Genomic DNA, 23,476 nt, shown 5'->3' with positions numbered 1-23,476 from the left:
CAGCGCGGAGGGTTCAAGGGGTGATCCATCGCCCGGAGGCGACGGTACGAAAAGAGGTCGGTAGCAGGAAGTTGCGCCCTTCGAAGACGGTGAGCTGTCCGCTCAGGAGAAGCGGCGGAGGCGTCTCACTCTGGCGCACGAAGCGCTCGATGCGCTCGAGCACCGATGAGGGCAGCAGCTCGATGCCTCGCTCACCGAAGTCCGTGCGCTCGCTCTGGAAGACGAAGCGCCAGGTTCCGCTGACGGGGTCTCGCGTGACCACTCCGCGACGATCCTGGAGGCGCTCGTTCGCGGAGAGGTTGACGAGCGGAGCGCCGCCGACGCCAGGCGGCAGGACTCGGCCGGTGCGGGCAGGCCCCGCATCGCTGCTTCGAGCGACCACGCCAATTCGTTCATCGAGCGCCCGCTCCACATCGGCAGCGAAGGTCTCCGAGTCAAAGGGCGCGGCCGGCGCGGTGACTTCGGCAATCCCGGCATCCGCAGCTCCGGCGAGGGGCGATCCAATCAGCGGATTCGTTCGAATCGGACCCGGAACGATCGCAGGCATCGGTGCGGCACCGGGCGGAAGAAGCGCGGCGCGAGGCTGACGAGGTGGCTCTGCGGAAAGTGGCGATGCAAAGACAGGCAGCAGGAAGTTGTGCTCGCGATAGGTCAGGACGAGCGCGGTGAGTTCGAACCACTGCACCTCCGTGCGGCCGCGGATGTGCGAGATCATGTCCTCAAGCACCTGGCACGGCAGGGCCGCGACTTCGCGATCGGCCTCGGTCTCGAGATCGTCTCGAAGCGTGATCATCCAGATGCCGGGGCCAGGGTCATAGCGCAGCGTGACCGGAGCGCGCGCCAGACTCGACCCTTCGCGCAGGAGCGGGAAGCGTCGGGTCGGCGCCGCGCCGGGCGTCGCGGCGACCGCGCCCGCCGGCTTGTCAGACGCATGTGCCGATGGAGAGTCCGTGCGAGGCACTCGCGCTGGATCGGCTTCGGTTGCAGGCGCGCCTGCAGACGCGCGTTGTGAGGCCTCGGTGCTGGACGCCCCACCCGCCTCCTGAGAGCGCGATGGTGCAGCCGGAGTCGTTGGAGTTCCCGAAGCTCCAGATGGCGTCGGGGATTGCGTCGTCGCACTCGCGCGGAAGGTTCCCGCCCCCAGGGCCAGAGCCGCGGTCATGATCGACGCCAGAATCACCCCGAGCGGCACGAACGGAGCCGCCGGCCGTCCAAAATCCGAACTCAGACCAAAGGTGCGTTGACGCGCAGACAAGGTGGTGCCACTATAGGGAACTCTTCCCCCGCTGGGGGAGGCTCGGCCGAGTACCCAAGTGGCCTAAGGGGACGGATTGCAAATCCGTTATTCGCGGGTTCAAATCCCGCCTCGGCCTTGAAGAGACCCCCGTCCGACATGGGCGGGGGTCTCTTCGTTTCCAGCGCCAAAGCCGAGGCGGATCGCTCGCCTGCACCGCGTGCGGCTCGCGCTTGATCCAGGACGAAGACAGCGCCTGACCAGCCGAGGCGGATCGCTCGCCTGCACCGCGTGCGGCTCGCGCCTGATCCAGGACGAAGACAGCGCCTGACCAGCCGAGGCGGGTCGATTGCCTGCACCGCATCCCGGGCTGGCGAGCGAGCGCCGGTGGCGCGTGACTTGGAAGGCGTTGGTCGATCGCGTGGCATTCAGGTGCCACAGCACATGACCGACCCACACCGAAGTCCATCGACCGCCCATGGTGGCAGGCTACGGCGCGTCGAGCGATCTCACGCCGCACTCAACGAGGCGCTGATGCGTCGCGTCGAGCTCGGTGCAACGCGGGACGAAGATCACCGTTCCGTCACGCCCTCGCGTGAGCAGCACGCGATAGGAGTTCATTCGGAGTCGGAAGGGATCGCGGACCATCGCGCCGCGCCGGTACCCGCGCGCCTGGTCGTTGGACCAGCTCGATCCAGTCCAGCGAAAGTCCGTGCCCCAGGCGACGAGCGCTGCGTCCAGTTCGAGACCCTGCGCGGAGAACTCGGTGACACAGGTCTCGAGGCGCCGGCAGGAGCGTTGTTGCGGATCATCTTCGGCGTCGCCATACCATGGTCCCACACGGAGACGCTTCGTCGACTGAAAGTCGTTCGGGATCCCGAAGTTGACGAGCGCCTTGTCCTTCGACGAGGCGAGGATGCCGAAGCGTGCGCTTGGGTCATCGGCATACCGCGTGCGGAGGTAGTCGCGGGCCACTTCAAGGTCGCGCGTCACGCGCAGGTGAAAGCCCGCGTTCTCAAGGGCGTGAGACCGTCGTCCAAGCTCCCCGCACGGCTCGCCTTCGAGCAACCCCGAAACAAAGCGATGCAAGTCCTGCGCCGAATGGAAGCGGATCTCCCGATCGAGGTTGAGTGCCTCGTCGGCATGAAACGCGCCGGGCGCGAGCGAGGACATCGCATGCGCGACTGCGGGCGGACCATGCACGGACCACTCCGATGAACAGCCCGAGGTCGCAATCGCGGTTGCCCATTGCGAAAGGCCTGCTTCCTCGCCAACATGAATCTCCTGTCCACCGCCGATCAGGCCCACCACCACGCTCCACTCCGGGATGCGCTCGGCGAACTCGATGAACTCCTCCGGCTCCGAGCGCCCCGGTGAGTTCGTGTGCTTCGCCGCGATCTGATGGGCATCCCAAGCCCGTTGCGCCTCGTCGAAGATCAGCACATGCTCGGGAGGGATGCGCTCGCGCCGAGTCGAGTAGCTCTTGACATAGTCCTTCACGCCGCGAACGAAGACCTTGCCATCACCGCCGGCACTCCTCAGCGTGTACTGGAGAACCTCGACGAGCGGTCCATTTCCCGAGAGATAGACCGCTGGAGCCGTTGGCTTGCCCCTGGGGCGATGAACGGAGAGATCATCGAGGAACCGCGCGTGAACCACGCGCAAGCCGACCAGTGTCTTGCCCGCTCCGGGCACTCCCGTCAGCAGGATCAGTCTTCTCGTGCTGGTTCGCGCGGCATCGTGGATAATGCGTGAGATCGTCGCCACCGCAGGGTCGGTGAAGGCGCGCGCCCTGTGAACTTCTCGTAACTCGCCTCGCTCGAAGAGCTCCCTCGCTGCGTCGACAATGGTCGGCAGTGGCCGATAGGCGTCCGCGGCAAGGAACGCCCGGGCGGAGAGCGGCTGGGCCGGAGGCGGGCTCTCGAGTCGCGCCACCAGATCGGCGAGCGCATCGGGCCCGACGATGTGAACCCCCTGCTGGTTGCCCAGGTAGCCCTTGGCCCGCATGGCGACAAGCACCGCGTGCACCGCATGACCACCTCGGTCGGGATCGCAGCACGCGTGATAGCAGCGCAGGTCCCGGGCATAGGCCGCCGCCTGATCAATGTCGGCCTGCCGCGCGTCGGAGCGACCCTTGAGTTCGAAGACGACGACTGCACCGCTCGCGAGAATGATGGCATCACTGCGCCGACTCTCCAGTGGAAGCTCATACTCGAGGATCGAGGTGTACTTACGAGCCAGTTGGCTGCGATCGAGAATCCGCTGCGCCTGCGATTGCAGCGGAGGCACGCTCTCCTGCCACGCGCGAAGTTGCTCGGGCGAAGCGTCGGGAACGAACGCGCGCAGCCGACCCGTGACTTCGTTCACCGTCACAGTGACGAACCTGGGCACATCGGAGCACCACCCGGAGCGGGCCAACTCCGTAGGATCAGGATCGGTGTCGCTCGACATGGAGGGCGATCTCCCCGGGAACTGCGCACCAACTCCCCGCAATCGCACTCACACGAGTGCGGTCACCAGCAGTGGTCGCCGTCCAGGATAGCGCGCCCTGGCCGCACTCAGGGAGATCGCGCACCGCTGAAATCACACCAGCACTGATAGACCACATGCGCCGGGAGCGACTGCTGCCAGCCCATGCCGAAGTGCAGGGTCATCCATGCGGAGAAGGCGGCCTCGGGCCCTGAACCGAAGTGAGACGGAAAACGGCGCCAGTGCTCGGCGACCACCGCCTCGGGCATCCACCGCTGCCACTCCACTCCATAGTGGCGGGCCATGGCGCGGAGGAAGGCTTCTTCCATCGTCCCACCATGGATCACGGGCCACTGCGATAGAACTGAACTCGGAAGCCGTGTGGTCACTGCTCCCATCGATAGCGTGGCCATCCACAAGGTTGCTGCAGCCACCGAGACGACTGACAGCGCCACCATTGTGATGCCGGACTTGAGTCGTGTTGGGAATGCGGGGATGTACATGATGCCAGCGCTAGACGAGGGTGGCTCGAGAGAGAATGCGCCATCCCGTGACACGAAACCAAGGAAATCGGCCCATTGTTCCAAGCAGGGTTCGCAAGTCCTCACGATCGAGGACCCAGTGAGCTCGCTTGTCTGCATCGTCAGTGGAGATGCCACTCTTCAAGGAGTGCTCCAAGGAGAAGACCTGCTCACGGATGGCCCAGTTCTCAAGACGATCGGCGATCTCGTGAGCCTTCGTGGAAAAGACCGCCGCAAATCGATCCTGGTCATCCCCCCGAAGATGGCGAACTGCAATGTTCAGGCCATAGACCGCCCACCAACCCCAACTTTCAAGCCAATCGCCACGCGGGACTGCCTGTGGATCAGTAATCCTCTCGACTCCCTCCAGCAGGCGACCCACGCCGTCGATCGGGTCAATCTCGCCGAGCAGAACCCTCAACTCGATCAAGCCACCTCGGCAGCTGTTCGCGATGCCGGAGTAGCTGTCGTCGGACCTCCTTGCCGCCAGATCCTCGAGAAGAACGATCGCGCCCTCGAGCTGGCGTACCGCAAGCGGGCCGTCAACTGGAAGACGATTCGGTTGCTCGGCGATCACTCGTCGCCGAGCACTGCCCGCCACATACAACGCCACTCCCTTTGCGCACTGGAGAACATCGTTCTGGGTCTGAGACTCCGATTCATTCAGGACCGTCGAAGCAACCCCGATGGCTTCATGGAGCTGCCACATCATGGAGTGAGCATTGGCAAGATTGGCCATGTAGAGGAGCCGCGACGCAGAGGGAAGATCCGGAATGTTCGCCGCAATCCTTGCCCACTCGAGCGCCTTCGCGTATCGACCCGCCTGATCGAAGCCGACGCTCAGTCGGTTCGCCGCAAGACCGCGTTCGCGAGGAGTCGACGCAATTCGAAGCATCTGGCCGCAAAGCCTGCGGACCTCCTGATGATCACCTTCACGGTGGGCGCGGAGTGAAAGCCTGTTCAATTCCTCGAATGACTCCTGCGGCAGTGGCTCCTGGCCCAATGCCTCCTGGAGAGGATCGATCCAGAGCGCCTCCGCGACATCGCCCGCAGGCCAGTCGAGAACATCCGACAACCCCATCACCAGATCAAGCTTCGGATTTCCACTGTCTGGAACGACCTTCGCCGGATCGCGATTGAGCGCAAGTGCGAGCTGAGTCTTCGAACACCCCAAGTAGCTCTGCGCCAACTCGATCATGCGAACCAGCCGCTGGCGACGCAGGTGATCTGCAACCCGCGTCTCCGCAGCGCGGGAGCGAGGCCGGACTGGCGGCTCTTGCCTCTGATCTTCGGATTCCACGAGTCGGATCCTCCTTCAACCAACGCCGATCCTGGCTCGGCGACGCCCACCACTTCCCAGCACGAAAGTACCTCGGCATCACCTCTCACGCAAGACCTGATTGGTAACGCGGCCTGGGCGGGCGGCAGACAACGAGGCCCGCCCCCCAATGCAACAAGGGCTGCGACCGAGACTGGCCGCAGCCCTTGCTGGATTCTCAAGGTTCGATCGACCGAATCGGCCGACCTTCGCCTCAGCGACGACGCCTAGCCACGAGCCCGGCGATGCCGAGCAGCGCCACGGCGCCGGGGGCCGGGATGAAGTTGCCGTTCACGGTCACCATGTCGAAGCGCCAAGTTCCGGCCGGGCCGTAGTTGCTTCCCGGGTTCGATGCCTGATACCCGCCCTGCGGCGCGAAGGTGGCGAGCAGGCGGAATCCGAAGTTGGCGTTGTTGGCTGCACCGGCGATATCCGACAGGTCGACGGCGATGCCGTTGAACCAGGTGTTGCCCGCGTTGATGTCGATGATGCCGCCGTTCGCAAGACCATCGGAGCTGTAGGTCGTGCCATCGAGCGTGTAGAGGAACTGAAGGTAACGGCTGGCGGTGTTGGAATTCCGCTGGTCCCACGAAACGACGATCTTGTCCCAGCCCTCGGTGGACACCAGGAATTGCACGCCGCGAGTCAGGTTGCCCTCATTCTGCGCCGCGAAGGTGGTGATGTTCCAACCGTAGTTCGGCGGGCTTGTGTTCACCGGATCGCTGGAGCCGCCGTCAACGGTCCCGCTTGCAAAGCTCCCCGTGGTTCCGCCGAAGAGTGATGCCGTTCCGAAGCCGACCGATGGCGTCGGGCTGCCCGATCCTCCGGGGACCGAAGTCGTGGATGGCCCGTTGAAGTCCCACTGGACCAGGGTGCCGGGGTTGTAGTCCGCCATGACGACGCCGGTAAGGGCGACCGTCGCGATGCACGCAACAATCTTCATGTCTCTCTCCTTGGGTGGGCCTGTCCGGCTCCGTGACCTTGACCCCAGGGCGACACCGCATCGACCTGAGGACTTGGAAGCCCCACAGGGTAGCGGCGCTTGCCGTGGCAACCAAACACGATCTGAACGATCCACCAACACAGGTCCAGCCGCTCAAGGACCGCCGAAGGCCAGGGCTAGCCACACGACCCGCGCCACAGCCCCACAGGACTGGCGTGCTGCTCCCCCTCGGCCGCTGCTTCGCTGTTCTCTAAGGTCCGCTGCACCGTCAACCCGGACCCTTCAGCCTTCCAACCTGCGTTGATGTCTCGTCGATTGAAGGCGCCCGGTCACCTTGCGCGCTCCCCCAGCGGCGATGCCCCCAGGTGGCGGCGACCATGCGAAAGCCCCGCCCTGACAGGGCTGACCTGTCACGGCGGGGCGGGAGCACTCGCAGCTGGTCGGGGTCGAAGGGGCCCGATGGTTGAGCATCGAGCCCCGTCGAACTCTCGGGGTCGCTCAACCCCAGTTGCCCAGCACGATCGCGATGTCGGCGCCGTTCACCACGCCGTCACCGTTCAGATCTGCCGCACAATCAACGCACGGTCCCCAGCTTCCGAGCACAATCGCGATGTCAGCGCCGTTGACCAATCCGTCGCAGTTCACATCGCCGGCGCCGCAGCTCGGACCCGGGGTCTTGCCCGAGATCGTGACCATGTCGAATCGAAGCGTGCCGCCACCGCCGAAGCCACCGGTGCCGTAGGGCGAATTGGGATCGGACGCCGCGAAGGCCTCGTTGGGGCCCCACACATTGAAATTGAAATCGATGAATGGGACCGGCGAGAAGATGGTCACGACTCGCACGCCGAAGTTGGGATTGTTGTTCACTCCCGGGATGCCCGAGAAGTCCACCACGCGATTGTTGAACCACCAATCGCCCTGGTTCGCCGAGAACTGTCCGTCATTGTCGAGGCCCGCATTGGTGAAGTTCACGCCATCGAGCGTGTAGCGCACTTCGACCCACGCGCTGACGCTGTTGGAGTGACGCGTATCGAACGACAGGGAGATGTCCTCGAAACCCACGGTCGACACATTGAACTGCACGCCATTCAGTCCGCTGCCCTCGGTGAGGAAGATCGGGAAACCGCTGATGTTCCACCCGTAGTTGGGTGGCGGCGGGCCACCCGCGGGATCGCTCGAGCCGTTGTTTGATGCGCCGGTGGCGAACTGGGCCACGGCGTCTCCAACGAGCTGCGCAGAGCCAGCGCCCGTCGACGGAAGCGGACTGAGGGGCCCCCCGGGCACCTCGGTGTTCGACGGACCATTGAAGTTCCATTGGGTGATGATGGTGGTTGATGCCTCGGCACCCGACATGGCCGTCAAGGCGGCCACGATTCCAGTCGCAAGCAATCGCATGGGGGATCTCCTCAACTCCGTAATTGACACATGCGGCGGCACCCTGCCACTCGCACGCTGGCCACTATGGCAACGCAGTGTTCAGGCACGGTTGAGATCGAGTGATGGCTCCGTCCAATCGCAGACCGACACGAGTGGTCACGCCGACGCCGGCTTGCCGATCGACGCAGGCGCTGCCATCGCCAACGACAAGGGGCCGCACGCTCTCGCGTACGGCCCCTGGTGTCTTCGTTTCACCGCCAACCCGGAGTTGGCGTTGAACGCAATGATCTCAGCGACGACGGCGGGCAACGAGACCGGCAAGGCCGAGCAGCGCAATCGCGCCCGGAGCCGGAATGAAGTTGCCGCTGACGGTCACCATGTCGAAGCGCCAGGTACCCGTGCCTTGGTAGTTGCTGCCGGTGTTCGACGCGACATAGCCGCCCGCCGGGCCGAAAGTTGCCACGATGCGGAACGAGAAGTTCGCATTGTCGGCGGCGCCGGCAATGTTCGACAGGTCAACGGCGCGGTTGTTGAACCAGGTGTCGCCTGCCGGACCCTCGAAAATGCCATCGTTGGCGAGGCCCGCGTTCGTGTAGTTCACGCCATCGAGCGAGTAGAGGAACTGAACGAAGCGGCTCGAGGTGTTCGAGTGACGCTGATCCCAGCTCACCACGATCTTGTCCCAGCCGACGGTGGACACATCGAACTGCACGCCGCGCTGGTTGTTCTCCTGGCCCTGGGCCGCGAAGGTCGTGACATTCCAGCCGTAGTTCGGCGGGGTGGTCGTCACCGGATCCGTCGATCCGCCATTCGCGGTGCCGCTCGCGAAGGTGGCCGTCGTGCCGCCGATGAGCGACGCGGTGCCGAAGCCCAGCGAGGTCGAGGGGCTCAGCGCGCCACCGGGAACGGTGGTGGCCGAAGGCCCGTTGAAGTCCCACTGGGTGAGCGTGCCGGGGTTGTAGTCGGCGCTCGCGATGGCCGTCACGGTGGCCACGATTCCAATTGCAATCAGACGCATTTCTTCTCTCTCCATTGAATGAAAGGACTCACACACTGGCGGCCTTCGCTGGCCGCTCAATGACCCAAGTGTGACCAACGACTGTTCAGATACGGCTTAGAACGCGTGATTCCGCCGAGGTTGATCGATTCTTGACCGTCGTTCAATTGTCATCGAGCGCCGGCCCAAGCGGATCCCAGATCCGATCAGGGTGGTTCCAGTCGCCGTTGGGGAAGTTCGGATCGGTGTTGCCCTGGATGTTCGTAATGGCGTCGAGGTTGACCACATGCCGCACGCTTCCATCCGCAAACATCATGTGGCCACCATTGAAGTGGCGTGCCGCGAAGCGCTTCCAGTCGGAGCGATGACGCCGCAGATCGCGATTGAAGTGCGGGTCGTTCCCGGGCAGCTCGTTGCGATTGGCCCGCATCTCGAGCATCAGGATGGTCGATGAGGGGATCGAGATGTGCGACATCCGCATCACCTGGTTCGGCGTGAACTGGGCGATGTTGTACTTGTTGAGGTAGGTGTTGTTGAGCTGCGAGTTGGGCACATAGTTGAAGTAGAACGAGCGTCGTGCACCGCTCGGACCGGGCTGCCCGAACGCGAATGGCGCGTCGCCTTCATGCACCGCCGCCGGATCGATGAAGATGCCGCCGCTGTCCTCGGTGGGGACCATCGTGCCCTTCTGATAGGCATCTTCGACGATGTCGCGGTAGGGCTTCTGGCCGACGAACGGGGGAATCGCGTTCGCCCACCAGCGCCGCTCCTGGAGGTTGAGCGGCATGTCGCCGATGTCCTTCATGCCTTCCCATGGAAGGGCATCCTGATTCAGATTGATGTAGCCGATGGTGCCCACCCCCCACTGGCGGAGGTTGGACTTGCTCACCTCGGCGCGGCTGGAGCGCTGGACCATGCCGATGGCGGGAAAGAGCAGCGCCATCAGCAGCACGATGATTCCGACCACTGCGAGCATTTCAATGATGGTGAAGCCGCGTGGCGGTGTTGATGAAGACCTGGCGCGCATGAGTGATGAACCTCGATGTTCGATGACGAAGGTGCGAGTGGTTCCGGCCGGAACAGATCAGCCCCAGTTACCGAGAACGATGGCGATGTCGGCGCCGTTCACCACACCGTCGCCGTTGAGATCCGCCGCGCAGCCGACGCACGGTCCCCAGCTCCCGAGCACGATCGCGATATCGGCGCCGTTGACGATGCCGTCGCAATTGACATCGCCAGCGCCACAGGGCGGAACGAAGGTGCAGGCGGTCGAGAGGAGCGTGGCGAAGCTCTGCGTCACGAGCGCCGGGCTCGGGCAATTCAGCCAGGTGTTCGGCGCCCCGAAGGTGCTCGACGCCGCCGAGTCGTCATACGCGCTCGACGCATCGATCGTCGATGTCGCATTCTCGCGGAGCCGGCAGACTTCAGTGCTCGAGACGCCACCTCGGTAGTAGTGCGGACTGCCCTCACCGGCCCACGGCACCACCACCTCGCCGATCGCGTTGCGGATCTCAATCCGCCACTTGTCGTTGCTGGTCGTGAAGCGACCGGAGACATGGCCTGGGGCGCTTCCCGTGGTCCCGGCGATCAGCGCCGTGTCGAAGGTGTTGATGTTCGACCAGTTCGGCCCGGCGTTGAGATTCGTGTCCAGACCGCCCTGCGCGGAGGTGCGCTCGATGAAGGTCAGGATGCGCCCGGCCGGCAGGTTCGACCAGAAGGGGTGATTGGTGAGGAAGATCTCACCCTCCTTGCCGCCCTCGACTTCCTGCCAGCGGAACGACCAGTTGCGAAGGTCGAGGTTGTTGATGCTGACGACGAGCTCAAACCAGTCACCGCCGTTGCCTTGCACGCGGCCGAAGAAGGAGTCTGAGGCGAAGCCGTTCTGGCTGTCCTGCGAGGAATTGCCGCCGTTGAGGAAGTTGTCCGACTTGACGGCGTTGTACTCGTTCAGCCAGATCAGATTGCAGCCGGAGCAGAGGTCGGCGTAGACACTTGCTCGAAGCGCGGTGAAGTTCTGGTAGGTCCGGCACTGGTTGGCGGGGTTCGTCCAGGAGTTTGGGCCTCCGAAAGTGCTCGAGTCGCCCCCGCGGTAGTCACTGAACTCATTGATGGCCGTGCTCGGATCCTGCCGGAGCTTCACGACTTCACGGCTGTTGACTCCACTGCCGGACCAGCCCGGTGCCCCCTCGCCCACGAGTCCGACATGGATGTTGCCCTGCGCATCGAGAATGCGCGCCTGCCAGTCGCCGTTGCCGACATCGAACGGGTCCGTGCAGTCGAGTGGAGGACCGGCGTCACAGACATTGGCGTTGCAGATGATGTATTGCGTGTCATCGGCGCAGGCATTGATCCACCAGTCACCGTTGCAGGGGTCGAAGCTGAAATCAGTATCGAGCCCACCTGCGGCCGTCCCTCGCTCGGTGATCGTGAGGATCGTTCCCTTGCGCAGATTGCTCCACTTCGGGTCGTTCGTGAAGATGATCTCGCCCTGCGGAACCGAGGGGATTCCCACCCAGATGTCCGTCACCCCGTCGGCGTCCGTCTCCAGCCACTCCACCCACTGGATCTTCCACCCGCGGAGATCCATGTTGTCCTTGATGATGACGAGCTCGATCCAATCGCCGCCGTTACCCATCACGCGCCCGAAGAATGAGTCGTCGTTGTTCGAGCAGTTCACGCCGGCGGGACCGTCGGGCATGGGGCAGCCCGCATTGGGGGAGCCGGGATTGCCGAGCCACTTCTGGCTGCCGACGCAATTCCACTCGTTGAGAATGATGTCCTTCGCGAGAGCGGAGGTGGCACAAACGAGGGTCGAGAGGGAGAGAACAACGACAGACACGCGGGGCATGAAGAACTCCTGGAGGGGCACGGTTGGAATGAGCCAAAAAGTAGGCTCACCATGCCTGAGCCCGTGCGCGGGGCTCGACAAGAGTTCGTTTGATCTGCGTTGTGATCGTGTAAACCGGCCCGGGTGACTTCAGGACCAATGACCCAGGACCACGGCGAGGTCCGCACCGTCCACGACCCCGTTGCCGTCGAGGTCGCCGACACATGGGGTCTGTCCGCACACGCCCCAGTGGCCGAGGATCTCGGCGATATCGGCGCCGTTGACCACGCCATCGCCATTGACATCGCCGATGACTGGCGGCAGTTCGAAGTTCACCACCATGAATGGCCGCCAACCAACTGAAGGGGTGTTCCTGGCTTCGAACCGCTTCGCGGTCTTCATGGTCACTTCGTTGCCGGTGATGACCCAGCCAAAGTTCTCGTTCACACCATCGACCCATGACTGCACATCGGCCACCAGGTCTGGCGTCGATCCGAAGACATACCAGTTCTGATCATTCACGCTCTTGGTCACGCTCGCCTGAGCGACGAAATCCCCGCCTGGCGTGGTCCACGGAATGTCCGGCCAGAAGCGCTTCGTCCAGGTGACATCGCCGGGAGCAGGGTTCACGCCGCCGCCGCCATAGCCGAAGCTGACACCCTCACCCCAGTCGTTCAGGCAGCGGCGGAGTGAAATGAGTTGAGCGCCGCCCTGTCCCATGCTCATGTAGAGATGCACCTCGACCGAGGTCACGATGCTCCCGGCAGGAACTGCATCGACCGGGAAGCGCATGAGTCCGCGACGAATGGTCCCGCCACCGTTTGGTCCGACCCGACCGGCGAACACCTGCCACGCCTGCCCGAGGCTCAACTCCTGCCCACCCGAGTCAGGCTGAATGAGCGTGGTGTCGCGATTGCACAAGACCGAGATGGAACCGCCTTGAACCGAGGTTGCGACACCGCCAGAGGTCAGCGCCGCGACGATGAGCGCAGTTGCCGTCCGGCTTCGAGTCAGAGTGCGCCCGAACAGAAAAGGAGAGCGCGCGTGGTTGAACTTCATGGCGTCCAGTTTCCAAGCAGGATGGAGAGGTCCTGACCATCGACGACACCATCGAAGTTCAGGTCACCCACACCGAAGTTGCCCCAGTTCCCGAGCAGCATCGCGAGATCGGCGCCATCCACGAGGCCATTGCCGTCGATGTCAGCGGTAGGAATGCTTCGAGGTGAGATCGTGATGGCGATGACGCGCGTCGTCGTCATGCCGTCGGAGTCGATGCCGATCACCGAGATCTGATGGTCGCCCGGTGAAAGGCTCCGCGTCGTGAGCAACCGGCCAACGCCCAGTGGGCCATCTCGATCACTCCACCACGAGAAGGCCGACCCCGGAAGGTACTCATCTTCGAGATCCCATCCCGACGCGTGCAGCACGACGCTGGCTCCGCGCCAATAGGTGTCGGCGTTCGGAGAGAGGATGTGCACATCGGGCGGATTGAGCTGCATGAAGAGCGACTCGATGGGGCGCTCGGCGACGGAAGTGTTGAATCCATCGCTGACCAAGAGCCGCAGAAGACCGCGGCCCGGCTCGGCGCCGGGGAGTCCACTCGGGTCGAAGATGATCGACTCGCCCTGGGGATTTACAGAGACCGGCGCCCACCGGCCTCCCCCGTTCGGACTGTAGAGGAGCATGAAGCTGAGGTCGTCGCCATCGTCATCGGTCGCGCTCCATGTCACCTCGATCGGGTTCGCCTTCCACGCTCCGCCCTGCGGTGCGGGCGCGGCGATCGCGGGCCACGCCGAAGTGATCTCGGCCCTTGGCGCTTGCGCCGAGCGCACGCGCGAGGTCATCACCCGCCCCTGCGCCGCTGGCGCGAGGTCTCGAATGACCACGCGATCCACGCGCACTCCGGCATCGGGCTTCGGCAGAAGCGCGTAGATCGGCGCGGTGGCATTCAGGCGTCCGGTGCCGCAGCATGACTCGCGCATCGTGTCCGTCCGGAGGCGCACGCGGTGCACCACGCGACCAGCCGCATCGAGGGCTTCGATCGCCACATCGCCCGCCGGGTCATCAACGGTCGGCCGCGCCTGGTCAAAGACGAAGATCGGATCAAGCGCCACGCTTCGATCCTGATGGGTCAGCACACCGGCCACTCGAAGACAGGGCACCTCACGGCCACGAGCATCGGAGTCGCCACCATCTCCGTCGCCATCCGGGCCCGCGGCGCTGCTGCACTGCGATCGCGGATCACTCAAGCACTTGTTGTAGGTTCCCGCCGCCACCCATGCTGCCGGGGTCAGCAGTCCCGCCACCATCACATCGCTCTTGGTCGATGCATGAAGTTGCGGCAGACCGAGGGGGTCCTTCAGGTGGTGTTCCACATCCACCGACGGCTGGCCGATGGTGGCGCTGTTGTGAGCAAGGCCCCAGAGGTGGCCGATCTCATGCGCGAAGGTGCGCTGCCAACGATTCTCTGTCGTGTTGCCAAAGGCGACGATTCCCGGCACGCCGTTGGCGAGTCCATTGCCCGAATAAGGATTCCCGGGAAGAAACCCGTAGACGAACTCGGGCTTGCCGTAACCGGCATTCGGAATCTGCACATTGCGGATGTCCGCGAGAGCGTTCAGAAGCGCCGACCCGGTGTTGTTCACATTCTGCGTCCAAGTCAGGGCACCAAGCGGCGAGCGGTGGTAGTTCCAGTCACCGACGGCGAAGATCCCCCGAAGGAAGTTGTCGGCGCTACCCGGCTCCATCATGTCAAGCGGCGGAAGTCCGCCACTCGGCGTGTAGTTGATGGCGACATACGCCAGATCAACCACGGCCCGGCAGACGAAGGCATAGTTCCCCGAGATGAAGAGGTTGTTCGCGGTGTTCGTCTCGGTGACGCTCGCCGTCGGATTGACCAGGATGCGGAAGCTGACCTGTCCGGAGACAGGCGGGACCACGATGAAATTCAGCGTGTGCTCGAGTGCGCCAGAACTCGGCGAAAGCGGCGCCACGATCGGTCCGTTCATCGAATAGAAGGGGCCGGCCGATGACTCCACTCCGTTCACGAACATGCGGAGCACCGCATCGACACCCTGCACGGGGCCGGCGCTTCCGCTGATGGCGACTTTGGCCCTGACCATGGTGGATCGGCCCCCGACCAAGGTCGTCGAGCCGTTCTGAAAGCCTTGTGTGACCTCGATCGAGGCCACGGAGAGATCCACCGCCAGCACGGGCAGCGACAAGGCGAGGGAAGCGGCCGCGGCCAGCGCTCGGGTCAATGCATCATGCATGCTCATTCAGCTCCAGAATCCAAGGAGAATCGCGACATCGGCGCCATTCACCACGCCGTCGCCGTTGAGATCGGCGCTCCCTGCCGTGCCCCACTGCCCCAGCAGCACGGCGAGGTCCGCGCCGTTGACCACGCCATCGCCATTGAGGTCGCCGGGAATCGCGGGTGGCGTCACCGTCACCGAAAGTGTCAGCGACAGGAACGAGACCTCTTCGCCGGGAATGTTCTCATCGGTGCAGGTGAGGAACGCCTGCCTCGAATAGGTCCCGGGTGTGAGCCCCGCGAGGTTGAAGCCGAACTTCACCGTGCCGGGCGTGCTGCCGATGCCGAATGAGCTTCCCTGCATCACCGAGAATGCACGATGACCATTCTGAAGGTTCGTTGCATCGACATCCAGCATCGCCTGGTTTGAGTCGAAGTTGAAGTTGAACACCGACACCGGAAGCTCGACCACTCCGTCCCCTGATGGAATGGAGAAGGACGCCGTCGTCGAGGCCACCTTCGTGTTCGGCGAGAAGCTCGCATTCGCAGGGCGCACCACGCTCCCAATGACCGGAAGCTGCAACGCTGAGTTCTGCACCGCCTCGTTGGGGGTGGTCACCAGCACGCCTCCGTTGAGTGGCCCGACCACGGAAGTGTTGACCGGGAAGAGCCAACTCGAGAAGTTCGGCTGGATCGGCGCCTGCGCCGAGACATTCCCCACCACGGCCCCTTGTCCCACGGCGACGAAGCTGAGCGGATCGACGCCCAGGGGCGAGACCACGCTCACGGCATTCCATGTTCGCAATTCAACCGCCACGCTCGCATTCCTGATGACCTTGCCCGGCTGTGCGGCAAGCCACGACTCGTGCACGGCAGGCAGTTGGAGATCGACCACCACCGGCACATGGTCGCTGGCATCGAACAGCGCATCGGCCAGAGCATTCGATCGAGCAAGTTGTCCGGGGAAGTAGAAGTTGTTGCCATCATTGATGGCCTTCTTCCACTTCAGGCCATCGTTTCCGAACGATCGATAGGTGTCGGGAATGACCGCGAGACCGGCCCCGTCGACCATCGTCGTTGAGAAGAGGTGCATGTCGAATCGATCATCCATGCCGCCACCGATGAGTCCGCCCCCCGTGACGCTGCGTGGCGACTGAGTGTGCTTGATCGCGTTGACGATGCCGGTCCATTCGCCCGGCTGAACATCGACCGCAATGCCGTTGCCGGGGACCGAGATCCACCACTGGTAGCCGCTCTCATTCGCCGTGTAGAAGTTCATATCCCCCGTGTAGATGATGGGCGTGTTCGCTGGCAGCGCATCGGCGTCGGTGCGGATCGCCTGCACACCCTCGAGGCGCTGCTGCTCGTTGGCACTTCCGCTCGACGCTCGGAGGTGCGAGCCATAGACATAGAAGCGGGCCTGTGGCGAGGAGTATCCGACGAGTTGAAGCCACCATCGATCGGTGTTTCGGCCCGCACCGGTGAAGATGTCCTTGTGTCCTGCGGGCAGCTCGAACACTCGGCCATTGCGAAGGAAGATCGCGTTCGCACCGGTCGCCTGATCTTCTGACGGACTGGTGGTGAAGGTGCCGAGGGAGTAGCTCACTCCGGGGGGCGCGGCCGCATTCACGATGCCGATCAGGGGCGCGAGGTTGACCTGTCGCACCTCGGTGAAGACGAGGACATCGGCGGGAATGGCAAAACCGCGACTCTGGTCCGCGTGAATCTCAGCAATCACATGCGCGATGGCGTCATTGGACCCCTGAAGACCAGCCACATTGAAGAACGCCACGCGAACCTGCGAGTGCACGGGCATCGCGACGGCCGCCGCAGCGGCGATGGTGGCGATCAGAAGTCTCCATCGCATCCACGCAGGATAGCCCGAATCTCAAGTGAATCGAGCTTCCGACCGGTCATTGGCCCTTCTGCGTCCCGAAGAGACCATTTCAGAACCCCGCGTTTCCGAGACTGAGCGAGGAAGGTCCGTGTGAGGACGAACGACCCGAAAGGGGCGAGCGAGAGCGGCCTCGGAGAAGCCGCCACTCGATCGTCGACGCAATGCTGCGAAAGCGGAGTTGGCTGAAGGCTGCGCGAGTTCTGGGCCAGCCGCAAAGGGGCTCTCAGAGCGTTGTCGGTGACCAATATGTCGCGGTGTGGAGGCGCGAGTTCTTGGAGAGTCACGATGGGCTATCAGACCCGACAGCGGTCATCACGCGGCGCGGCGGGGCGGCGATCGATCGTCCACCTGATGCGCTGCGCGACGAAACGGGAGGGGCCCGGAATCGCGCCACTCGGGCCATGAGCGTTCGGAGTGCTGATTGCGCTGGACATGGGAGCTCGTGTGGCAACTCTCCACGGGTCGAGGTCCGAGCGAACTCGGACTCAACTTGACCAGTGTTGACGGCGCGCGGGCGGCGGATCGGGCTGAGTCACTCCGGGATCCGGTCATCGATCGACTCCGCCGAGGCCACTCCTGCGAAGAACTCAGCGTGGACATGGTCGTTGCATCGGCGTTCGGCCGGGCTCGATGCAGACCATGTTCTCAAACGGACGGCCTCGCACCGCTCCCCTAGACTCATCCAGTCGTGACAGTCGCCCCAATTCAACCGACCGACCCGACCTCCGGCCATGCGACGCCATGGGGGTCACGCCGCTCCGCCGCTGGCGCAGAGAACGGGGTTTCCCCCGCGCGAGAGCGCCCCATCCGGCTGCGTGACCCGACGCTTGCGCCGATCGCCGCGAAGGTGATCGAGGGCCAGCGCCTCTCGATCGAAGATGGCGCCCGCCTCTATGAAACCACTGACCTCCACTCGGTGCTTCACCTGGCCGATCTCGTGCGACGACGCCTTCACGGGGAGCGCGCGTACTACAACATCAATCGCCACATCAACTACACGAATGTCTGTGCGCTCTCATGCCGCTTCTGCGCGTTCTTCCGGAAGCGTGGCCAGGAGGGCGCGTACGAACACACGATCGAGGACATCGTGGCGCAGGCGAAGTCGGCGGAGAGCGCCGGAGCGACGGAGCTTCACATTGTCGGCGGCTTGCATCCGTGGCTGCCCTTCGAGTGGTACACCGAGATGCTGCGACGACTCCGGCAGGAGACGCCTCGGCTTCACCTCAAGGCCTTCACGGCGGTGGAGATTGTGCACCTCGTTCGAATCTCCAAGCGAGGCCGGCTGAAGGGCGAGGGAGTTCGACAGGTGCTCTCGGAGTTGAAGGACGCCGGTCTCGGTTCGCTCCCCGGTGGCGGCGCCGAGGTCTTCGACGACCGTGTTCACGACGAGGCCTTCAAGGGGAAGATTCGCGCCGAGGAGTGGCTCGAGGTGCACCGAACCGCGCACGAGATCGGGCTCAACTCCAATGTGACCATGCTCTACGGTCATGTCGAGTCGCGCGCCGAGCGATTGCGGCACTTTGAAGTGATTCGACGGCAGCAGGACCGCACGCTCGCTGAATGGGCCGCAGAGTGCGCGGTTCCAGTGCAGGCGCCAACCGAGGGGTCAGCCGATGAGACGCACCCCGCGGTCGTGCTCACCGGTCCGGCGGCGATGTACCCGTCACGACGACTGCCCGACCGCGACGGTGAGCGCCCGAAGCGCGGCTACTTCCAGACGATCATTCCCCTGCCCTTCTTTCCCGATGCCAGCGCACTTGAGTCACTGCCAGCACCGACTGGACTCGAGAACCTCCGCACGCTGGCGATCGCCCGGCTGATGCTCGACAACCTTCCACATGTGAAGGCGTTCTGGATCATGCAGACACTCGGCATGGCGCAGCTCATGCTCCAATCGGGCGCCGATGACATCGATGGAACGGTCGTCTGGTACGACATCACCAAGGCGGTAGGCGACGGCACGCATCAGGAGACAACGGTGCGGGACCTTCGGCGCGCGATTCGCGAAGCTGGCTTCGTTCCCGTCGAGCGCGACACCATTTACCGCGAAGTGGAGCGCGACGGCGCCGAGTGGCGCGTACCGGGGGCCTGACGGCGAGAGCCGCAAGAACGGTGAGCGTCGCTGGACCGCCTGCACGGGATCCGCGGTTGTGCTGCACCCAAGAAAACCCCGAGCCGTGAACGGACCTTGCGCAAGCGCGAGGAGTCCACGACTCGGGTGCAGAGGGGAGCGATTGAAGGGCCCCGCCCCGGAGGAGAGGCGGAGCCCGGAACCCCCGAATGGGCGATTTCGGGAGCCGCCTGAGAACATCTCAGGCGCTCCACCTATGGCAGGCCCGGTCGTCTGTGTGAGCAGCGATGCGGAGTGCCTCAGGCGCTCTCGGGACCGCCTTTGGACCGTGGCCTGTGCCGCATCACAAGCCTCGTGGCCCGCGGCACTTGCTTGGCGCCATCACTGAGCGGCAGCGCGCAACATCAGCCGATCATCGCCCCTCGGAGCGTCCGCGCAACGCCCAGCGAAGCTCCACGGATCCGAGCCCACGGGACGACACGAGCAGTGCCGCGACACCTGCGCCGGTCCCCACGGCGAGCGCCAGCGCTGAACCTGCCCATGTCTCTGTGGCAACCACTCGCCCCGACACGGACGCCATGATCAACGCCACCGCGCCGGTCGCGATGGCGACGCCGAGCGATCGCAGCACGCTGCGCCACACTTCACCATCCATGATCGGCCCGGTCTTTCTCGCGAGCAGCTTGAGAATGATCGCGACCTGCACCATGGCCGTCAGCGCCGTGCTCCATGCGAGCCCAGCAACCCCAAGCGGTGTCCAGATGAGAATGAGGTTCAGGGTGAGATTCAACCCCACCATGCCGAGCGCCACGCGCATCGGCGTCAGTGAATCGCCCTGCGCGTAGAAGGCGCGCGTCGCGACCTGCTGAGTCGAGTACGCCCAGATTGCAGGGGCGTATCCGAGCAGTACCCAGGAGACCATCGCGGAGTCACTCGCCGTGAAGCGGCCCCCTTGGAAGAGCGTCGCCGCGAGGGGCTCGCGGAGTGCGATGAGCCCGGCGCTTGCGGGCAGCGCGATGAAGAGCGTCAGCCTCAATCCGCGCCGGAGCGTGTCGATGAAGGCCGCGGGGTCAGATGCCTGACGGGCGAACGCGGGGAAGATCGCCGTCGCCACGGCAATGCCGAACACTCCCAGTGGGAACTCGTACAGTCGCTGGGCACAGTTCAGGAAGGTGAGACTGCCCTCGGCCAGCGGCCACTCGACCCCGAAGACTGTGGGGCCCACAATCGTGCGCCAACTCGCGATGAGGCTGTCGATGGCGGTGTTGATCTGAAAGACACCGAGACCGAGCAACATCGGCAGCGCCTGGCGGAGCGTCGTTCGAAGCGGTTCACCGATCCCTGCCGTGTTGAATGAGAGCGGCACCCGCGCCCGGCGCAGCGCTGCCAGGCTCCACAGCACCTGCCCGACCCCGGCAACCACCACCGACCACGCCACGACTTGAATGTGCGTGGCCGACTGGAGCGCCTCCCACCCGACCAAGCGTCGCGCGGAGTCGCTCATGAGGAGCGCGGTGGCCACGATCGCGAGGTTGAGGAGAATCGGCGCCGCCGCCGTCGGTCCGAAGCGTTGGTGCACCTGGAGCACCGCGCCCAGAAGTGCCGTCAGGCAGACCAGCGGCATGTACGGCAGCATGATCATCAGCAGCGAGAGGCCGATGCCGCCGTCGGCGCCGTCGCGAGGCAGCACCCACAACAGCGCTTCACCGACCAGGGTGATGATCGCAAGCACCACCGTGATGCCGCCCAGCAGCACTCCGGCAAAGGCGCTCGCCAGCGCCGGGTTGTCGCGCTCAAGGCGCGTGTAGACCGGAAGGAAGCTCGCAGTGAGCGCCCCTTCACCAAAGAGGCGTCGAAAGAGGTTCGGCACCTGGAAGCCGAAGTTGAAGGCGTCCATCAGCGGACCAGCGCCGAAGACGCGCGTCAGCGTGGCATCGCGCGCCAGACCGGTGACGCGCGAGAGCAGGGTCAGGAGGGAGACGGTGCGGGCATGGCTCTCAAAGCTCTTGGCCATGGCGGGTCGGGAATGGCTACTCTCTATCGACCCGATGCGTCCCCGACGGAGAATGTCCCCGGCCCTGATTCCTGCCATGGCGGCACTCCTCCTGATCGGCGGCTGCGACGCACCACCTGAGACGATCGTCGGCTCCGATGTCCCGCAGATCGTCGGACTGGAGAGCCGGAATGTCAGCGGCATCGAGCGTGACGGCGAGACGCTGACCGCCGTGCATGTCGTCTACCGAGGCTCCATGCGGACCCCGGTCGAAGTCGCGGAACGCACCATCGACCGCTATCGCGTCCACGGCTGGACGCTGGTTGAGCGCCGCATCCAGACCACCTCGGCGCGCCTGACCTTCACGAAGGGCGATCGAAGGGCCGTCGTTGACCTGAAGGTCAGCACCCTGAATCCCGCCATGGGCGCGGGGTCGGTCGATCTTCAGCGGGCAAGCGCTGCGGCCCCCTCCCCCGGCGGAACTTCATAATCGGTTCCGCACTCCGGGCAGCGACCGACACCGTTCGTCGCCTCCGTGCCGGCAAGGGAGTGATCACAACGGATGCACTCAAGATGAGCCCGATCGATCCGGGCGGTGATTCGCCGACGCGCACGGCGCGCGGCCCATGCTGCAAGGAAGAGAATGAGCCCAAGGTCGATGGCCGCACGAAGAGTCGGGGATCGCATGCGATACCACTCATCGACGACTGCGGCGCTGCGCAGGATCGGCCGGAGGATGAGTGTCAACTGCGCCACACCCATCAGCAGCACGAGCAACAGCAGCGCCATGATCGCCGGCCCCGCCACCAGTCGACCCATCACACGATCGGGCAGCAGTGGACGCTTCGGCAGCACCGTCATTCGAAGCAGGATCTCGACCGCAGCGTGCGCTGAGGCGATGGCGACCACAATGAGCCCGGTGATGACGACCTGTCGGCTGGGCATCGCCCATGAGCGCTCGCCGATGAACATGAAGAGCGGAAGCGAGCCAGCAGCGCCGATGAGCGCACCCAGCAGAACCGCGGGCCATGGCCACCACTTCGAGAAGAGCTCAGCCATCGCGGCGTCGCGCGCCGCTCGGCGTCGCCGAGACTCCCATCCTCCGAGCGGCTTCGTGGCCACGATCCACGCGACGGCGAGAGAGACACCCATCAGGTCGGCGACCCAATCCTCCCAATCTCGATGGCGCCCGATGATGGCCCAGCCCTGGGTCCACTCATCGAGCGCACCCCACAGCACCCCCGCGATCCAGAGCATCCAGAGTGATCGAAACCATCCGCTGAACCACGCTCCCGTCGCAAGAAGCGCATAGAGCACCATGTGCACGATCTTGTCGGGCCCCGGATCATGCGGCGGGCCAAGCCCCAGTCCGGGCCAGTGACTGAGGACCGCGCTCACCAGCAGCGCGAAGGCCGTCACCACGCCGAGCTTGCGACGAGCGGAGCGACCCGCGTCACGCATCAGAGGCTGATCCCACCCGATCGCGGATTCGAAGCGGCCGGCTCCGATGATCGAACCTCACCCGGGTTTCGAGCCGCGACGACGGGCTTGGGCTCAGGGGACGCGGATTGCGCTTCTTCGAAGCGGACCTCGACGGGGCTCGCTGTGTTGAGCGAATCCGGCGAGTTCGGCATGCTTGGCGTGCCCGGCGTGTTGAGAGCGCCGGGCGTGTTTGGAGTGCCGGTTGTGCTGGGCGTCAATGGCCGCGCATCAGGAGCGTTGGAGGGCGTGGGGCGGCTCGACGATGCGCCCGAACGGCTCGACGGCACCGCCGCGCGGCGCCGCCGCAGGCTCGCCGCAACCGCGCGGTAGTCCTGCGCTCCGGCGCATTGCGGCGCGTAGTCGAAGATCGTCTGACCGAACGATGGCGCCTCGGCGAGCTTCACATTGCGACGAATGGGAGGAGAGAGGATCTCACACTCTGACCAGGGGAGGCCCGAGCCGCGGTACTGCTCAAACTGCGCTCGCATCTCCTCGACCACCGCCTTGCCGTGACTCGACTGCGACTCATGCATGCAGAGAAGAATTCCGCTGACGCGCAGCGCTGGATTGAGGCCCTGGGCCACGAGATGCACCGTCGAGAGGAGCTTCTCGAGTCCCCTGAGCGCGAGATAGTGCGCTTGCATGGGAACGATGACCTCGTGGGCCACCGTGAGGGCGTTCACCGTCAGAACGCCCAGCGACGGGGGACAGTCGAGGATCACCGTGTCGTAGCGCGACAGAATCGGCGCGAGCGCTCGAGCGAGCACACGCTGCATGTCCGGCACCGAGGCGAGCTGGCCCTCGACCAACGCCAACTCAGTGACGGCGGCAATGAAGTGAAGCTGTTCTCGCGCCGCGACTACCGCCGCGTCAGCCGAAGCGTCCGGGTCGAGCAGCAGGTCATAGATGGTCGTGGCATGCTCATCGGGCTCAACGCCGAAGTGCAGTGAGAGATTCGACTGTGGATCGAGGTCGACCAGAAGCACGCGCTCGCCGGCCTCCGCCAGCGCCGCGCCGAGATTGACCGCCGAAGTCGTCTTGCCGACACCCCCCTTCTGATTCAGGATGGCGATGATGCGAGGCGACCCTTCCAT

General features: G+C 64.5%; 17 protein-coding genes and 1 tRNA gene. 3 read left to right on the top strand and 15 right to left on the bottom strand.

Annotated elements, in window-relative coordinates; genetic code table 11:
• Nucleotides 1-13: 13 nt before the first annotated feature.
• Entirely contained in the window at nucleotides 14-961 is a 948-nt protein-coding gene (locus KF724_02945) for a hypothetical protein (GenBank protein MBX3354637.1), read from the bottom strand.
• A gap of 338 nt (nucleotides 962-1,299) precedes the next feature.
• Here KF724_02945 and KF724_02940 point away from each other — a divergent pair.
• Nucleotides 1,300-1,373 (top strand) — tRNA-Cys (locus KF724_02940).
• Between the two features lie 350 nt (nucleotides 1,374-1,723).
• Here KF724_02940 and KF724_02935 read toward each other — a convergent pair.
• From KF724_02935 to KF724_02885, 11 genes are all read right to left on the bottom strand, one after another.
• Nucleotides 1,724-3,685, bottom strand: coding sequence for a DUF2075 domain-containing protein (locus KF724_02935; protein ID MBX3354636.1), 1,962 nt, complete (start codon nucleotides 3,683-3,685; stop codon nucleotides 1,724-1,726).
• A 107-nt stretch (nucleotides 3,686-3,792) separates the two neighbouring features.
• Nucleotides 3,793-4,008, bottom strand: a complete 216-nt coding sequence (locus tag KF724_02930; GenBank protein ID MBX3354635.1) for a hypothetical protein — start codon at nucleotides 4,006-4,008, stop codon at nucleotides 3,793-3,795.
• 208 nt (nucleotides 4,009-4,216) lie between these two features.
• Nucleotides 4,217-5,524 carry a hypothetical protein gene (locus KF724_02925; GenBank protein ID MBX3354634.1) on the bottom strand — a complete coding sequence of 436 codons (1,308 nt, stop codon included), beginning with the start codon at nucleotides 5,522-5,524 and terminating at the stop codon, nucleotides 4,217-4,219.
• A gap of 232 nt (nucleotides 5,525-5,756) precedes the next feature.
• Nucleotides 5,757-6,485: a hypothetical protein gene (locus KF724_02920; GenBank protein MBX3354633.1), complete on the bottom strand. Its 729-nt coding sequence runs from the start codon at nucleotides 6,483-6,485 to the stop codon at nucleotides 5,757-5,759.
• A 498-nt stretch (nucleotides 6,486-6,983) separates the two neighbouring features.
• Entirely contained in the window at nucleotides 6,984-7,880 is an 897-nt protein-coding gene (locus tag KF724_02915) for a dockerin type I repeat-containing protein (protein ID MBX3354632.1), read from the bottom strand.
• Between the two features lie 271 nt (nucleotides 7,881-8,151).
• Nucleotides 8,152-8,880 carry a hypothetical protein gene (locus KF724_02910; protein MBX3354631.1) on the bottom strand — a complete coding sequence of 243 codons (729 nt, stop codon included), beginning with the start codon at nucleotides 8,878-8,880 and terminating at the stop codon, nucleotides 8,152-8,154.
• Nucleotides 8,881-9,022: 142 nt separating this feature from the next.
• Nucleotides 9,023-9,886, bottom strand: a complete 864-nt coding sequence (locus tag KF724_02905; protein MBX3354630.1) for a type II secretion system protein — start codon at nucleotides 9,884-9,886, stop codon at nucleotides 9,023-9,025.
• 57 nt (nucleotides 9,887-9,943) lie between these two features.
• The gene (locus KF724_02900) at nucleotides 9,944-11,707 is read right to left on the bottom strand and encodes a dockerin type I repeat-containing protein (GenBank protein MBX3354629.1); all 1,764 of its coding nucleotides are present in this window, start codon (nucleotides 11,705-11,707) and stop codon (nucleotides 9,944-9,946) included.
• 129 nt (nucleotides 11,708-11,836) lie between these two features.
• Nucleotides 11,837-12,607, bottom strand: coding sequence for a hypothetical protein (locus KF724_02895; GenBank protein ID MBX3354628.1), 771 nt, complete (start codon nucleotides 12,605-12,607; stop codon nucleotides 11,837-11,839).
• Between the two features lie 134 nt (nucleotides 12,608-12,741).
• Entirely contained in the window at nucleotides 12,742-14,958 is a 2,217-nt protein-coding gene (locus KF724_02890) for a hypothetical protein (GenBank protein MBX3354627.1), read from the bottom strand.
• A 6-nt stretch (nucleotides 14,959-14,964) separates the two neighbouring features.
• Nucleotides 14,965-16,806, bottom strand: a complete 1,842-nt coding sequence (locus KF724_02885; protein ID MBX3354626.1) for a hypothetical protein — start codon at nucleotides 16,804-16,806, stop codon at nucleotides 14,965-14,967.
• A gap of 718 nt (nucleotides 16,807-17,524) precedes the next feature.
• Here KF724_02885 and KF724_02880 point away from each other — a divergent pair.
• The gene (locus tag KF724_02880) at nucleotides 17,525-18,928 is read left to right on the top strand and encodes a radical SAM protein (GenBank protein ID MBX3354625.1); all 1,404 of its coding nucleotides are present in this window, start codon (nucleotides 17,525-17,527) and stop codon (nucleotides 18,926-18,928) included.
• Between the two features lie 391 nt (nucleotides 18,929-19,319).
• On the opposite strand, the gene murJ is transcribed toward KF724_02880, so the two are convergent.
• Entirely contained in the window at nucleotides 19,320-20,921 is a 1,602-nt protein-coding gene (gene murJ, locus KF724_02875; protein MBX3354624.1) for a murein biosynthesis integral membrane protein MurJ, read from the bottom strand.
• Nucleotides 20,922-20,997: 76 nt separating this feature from the next.
• Between murJ and KF724_02870 the strand changes: the two genes are divergently transcribed.
• Nucleotides 20,998-21,390 carry a hypothetical protein gene (locus KF724_02870; protein ID MBX3354623.1) on the top strand — a complete coding sequence of 131 codons (393 nt, stop codon included), beginning with the start codon at nucleotides 20,998-21,000 and terminating at the stop codon, nucleotides 21,388-21,390.
• Here KF724_02870 and KF724_02865 read toward each other — a convergent pair.
• Nucleotides 21,345-22,361, bottom strand: a complete 1,017-nt coding sequence (locus tag KF724_02865) for a VanZ family protein (GenBank protein MBX3354622.1) — start codon at nucleotides 22,359-22,361, stop codon at nucleotides 21,345-21,347. The genes KF724_02870 and KF724_02865 overlap by 46 nt on opposite strands.
• A complete protein-coding gene (locus KF724_02860) occupies nucleotides 22,361-23,476 on the bottom strand; it encodes a ParA family protein (GenBank protein ID MBX3354621.1) in 1,116 nt (371 codons plus the stop codon). Before KF724_02860 ends, KF724_02865 begins: the two co-directional genes overlap by 1 nt.

The sequence above is a fragment of the Phycisphaeraceae bacterium genome, assembly GCA_019636735.1.
GTDB lineage: Bacteria > Planctomycetota > Phycisphaerae > Phycisphaerales > SM1A02 > VGXK01.
Note: the sequence above shows the minus strand (reverse complement) of the source record. Positions and strands in the feature narration are given on the sequence as shown.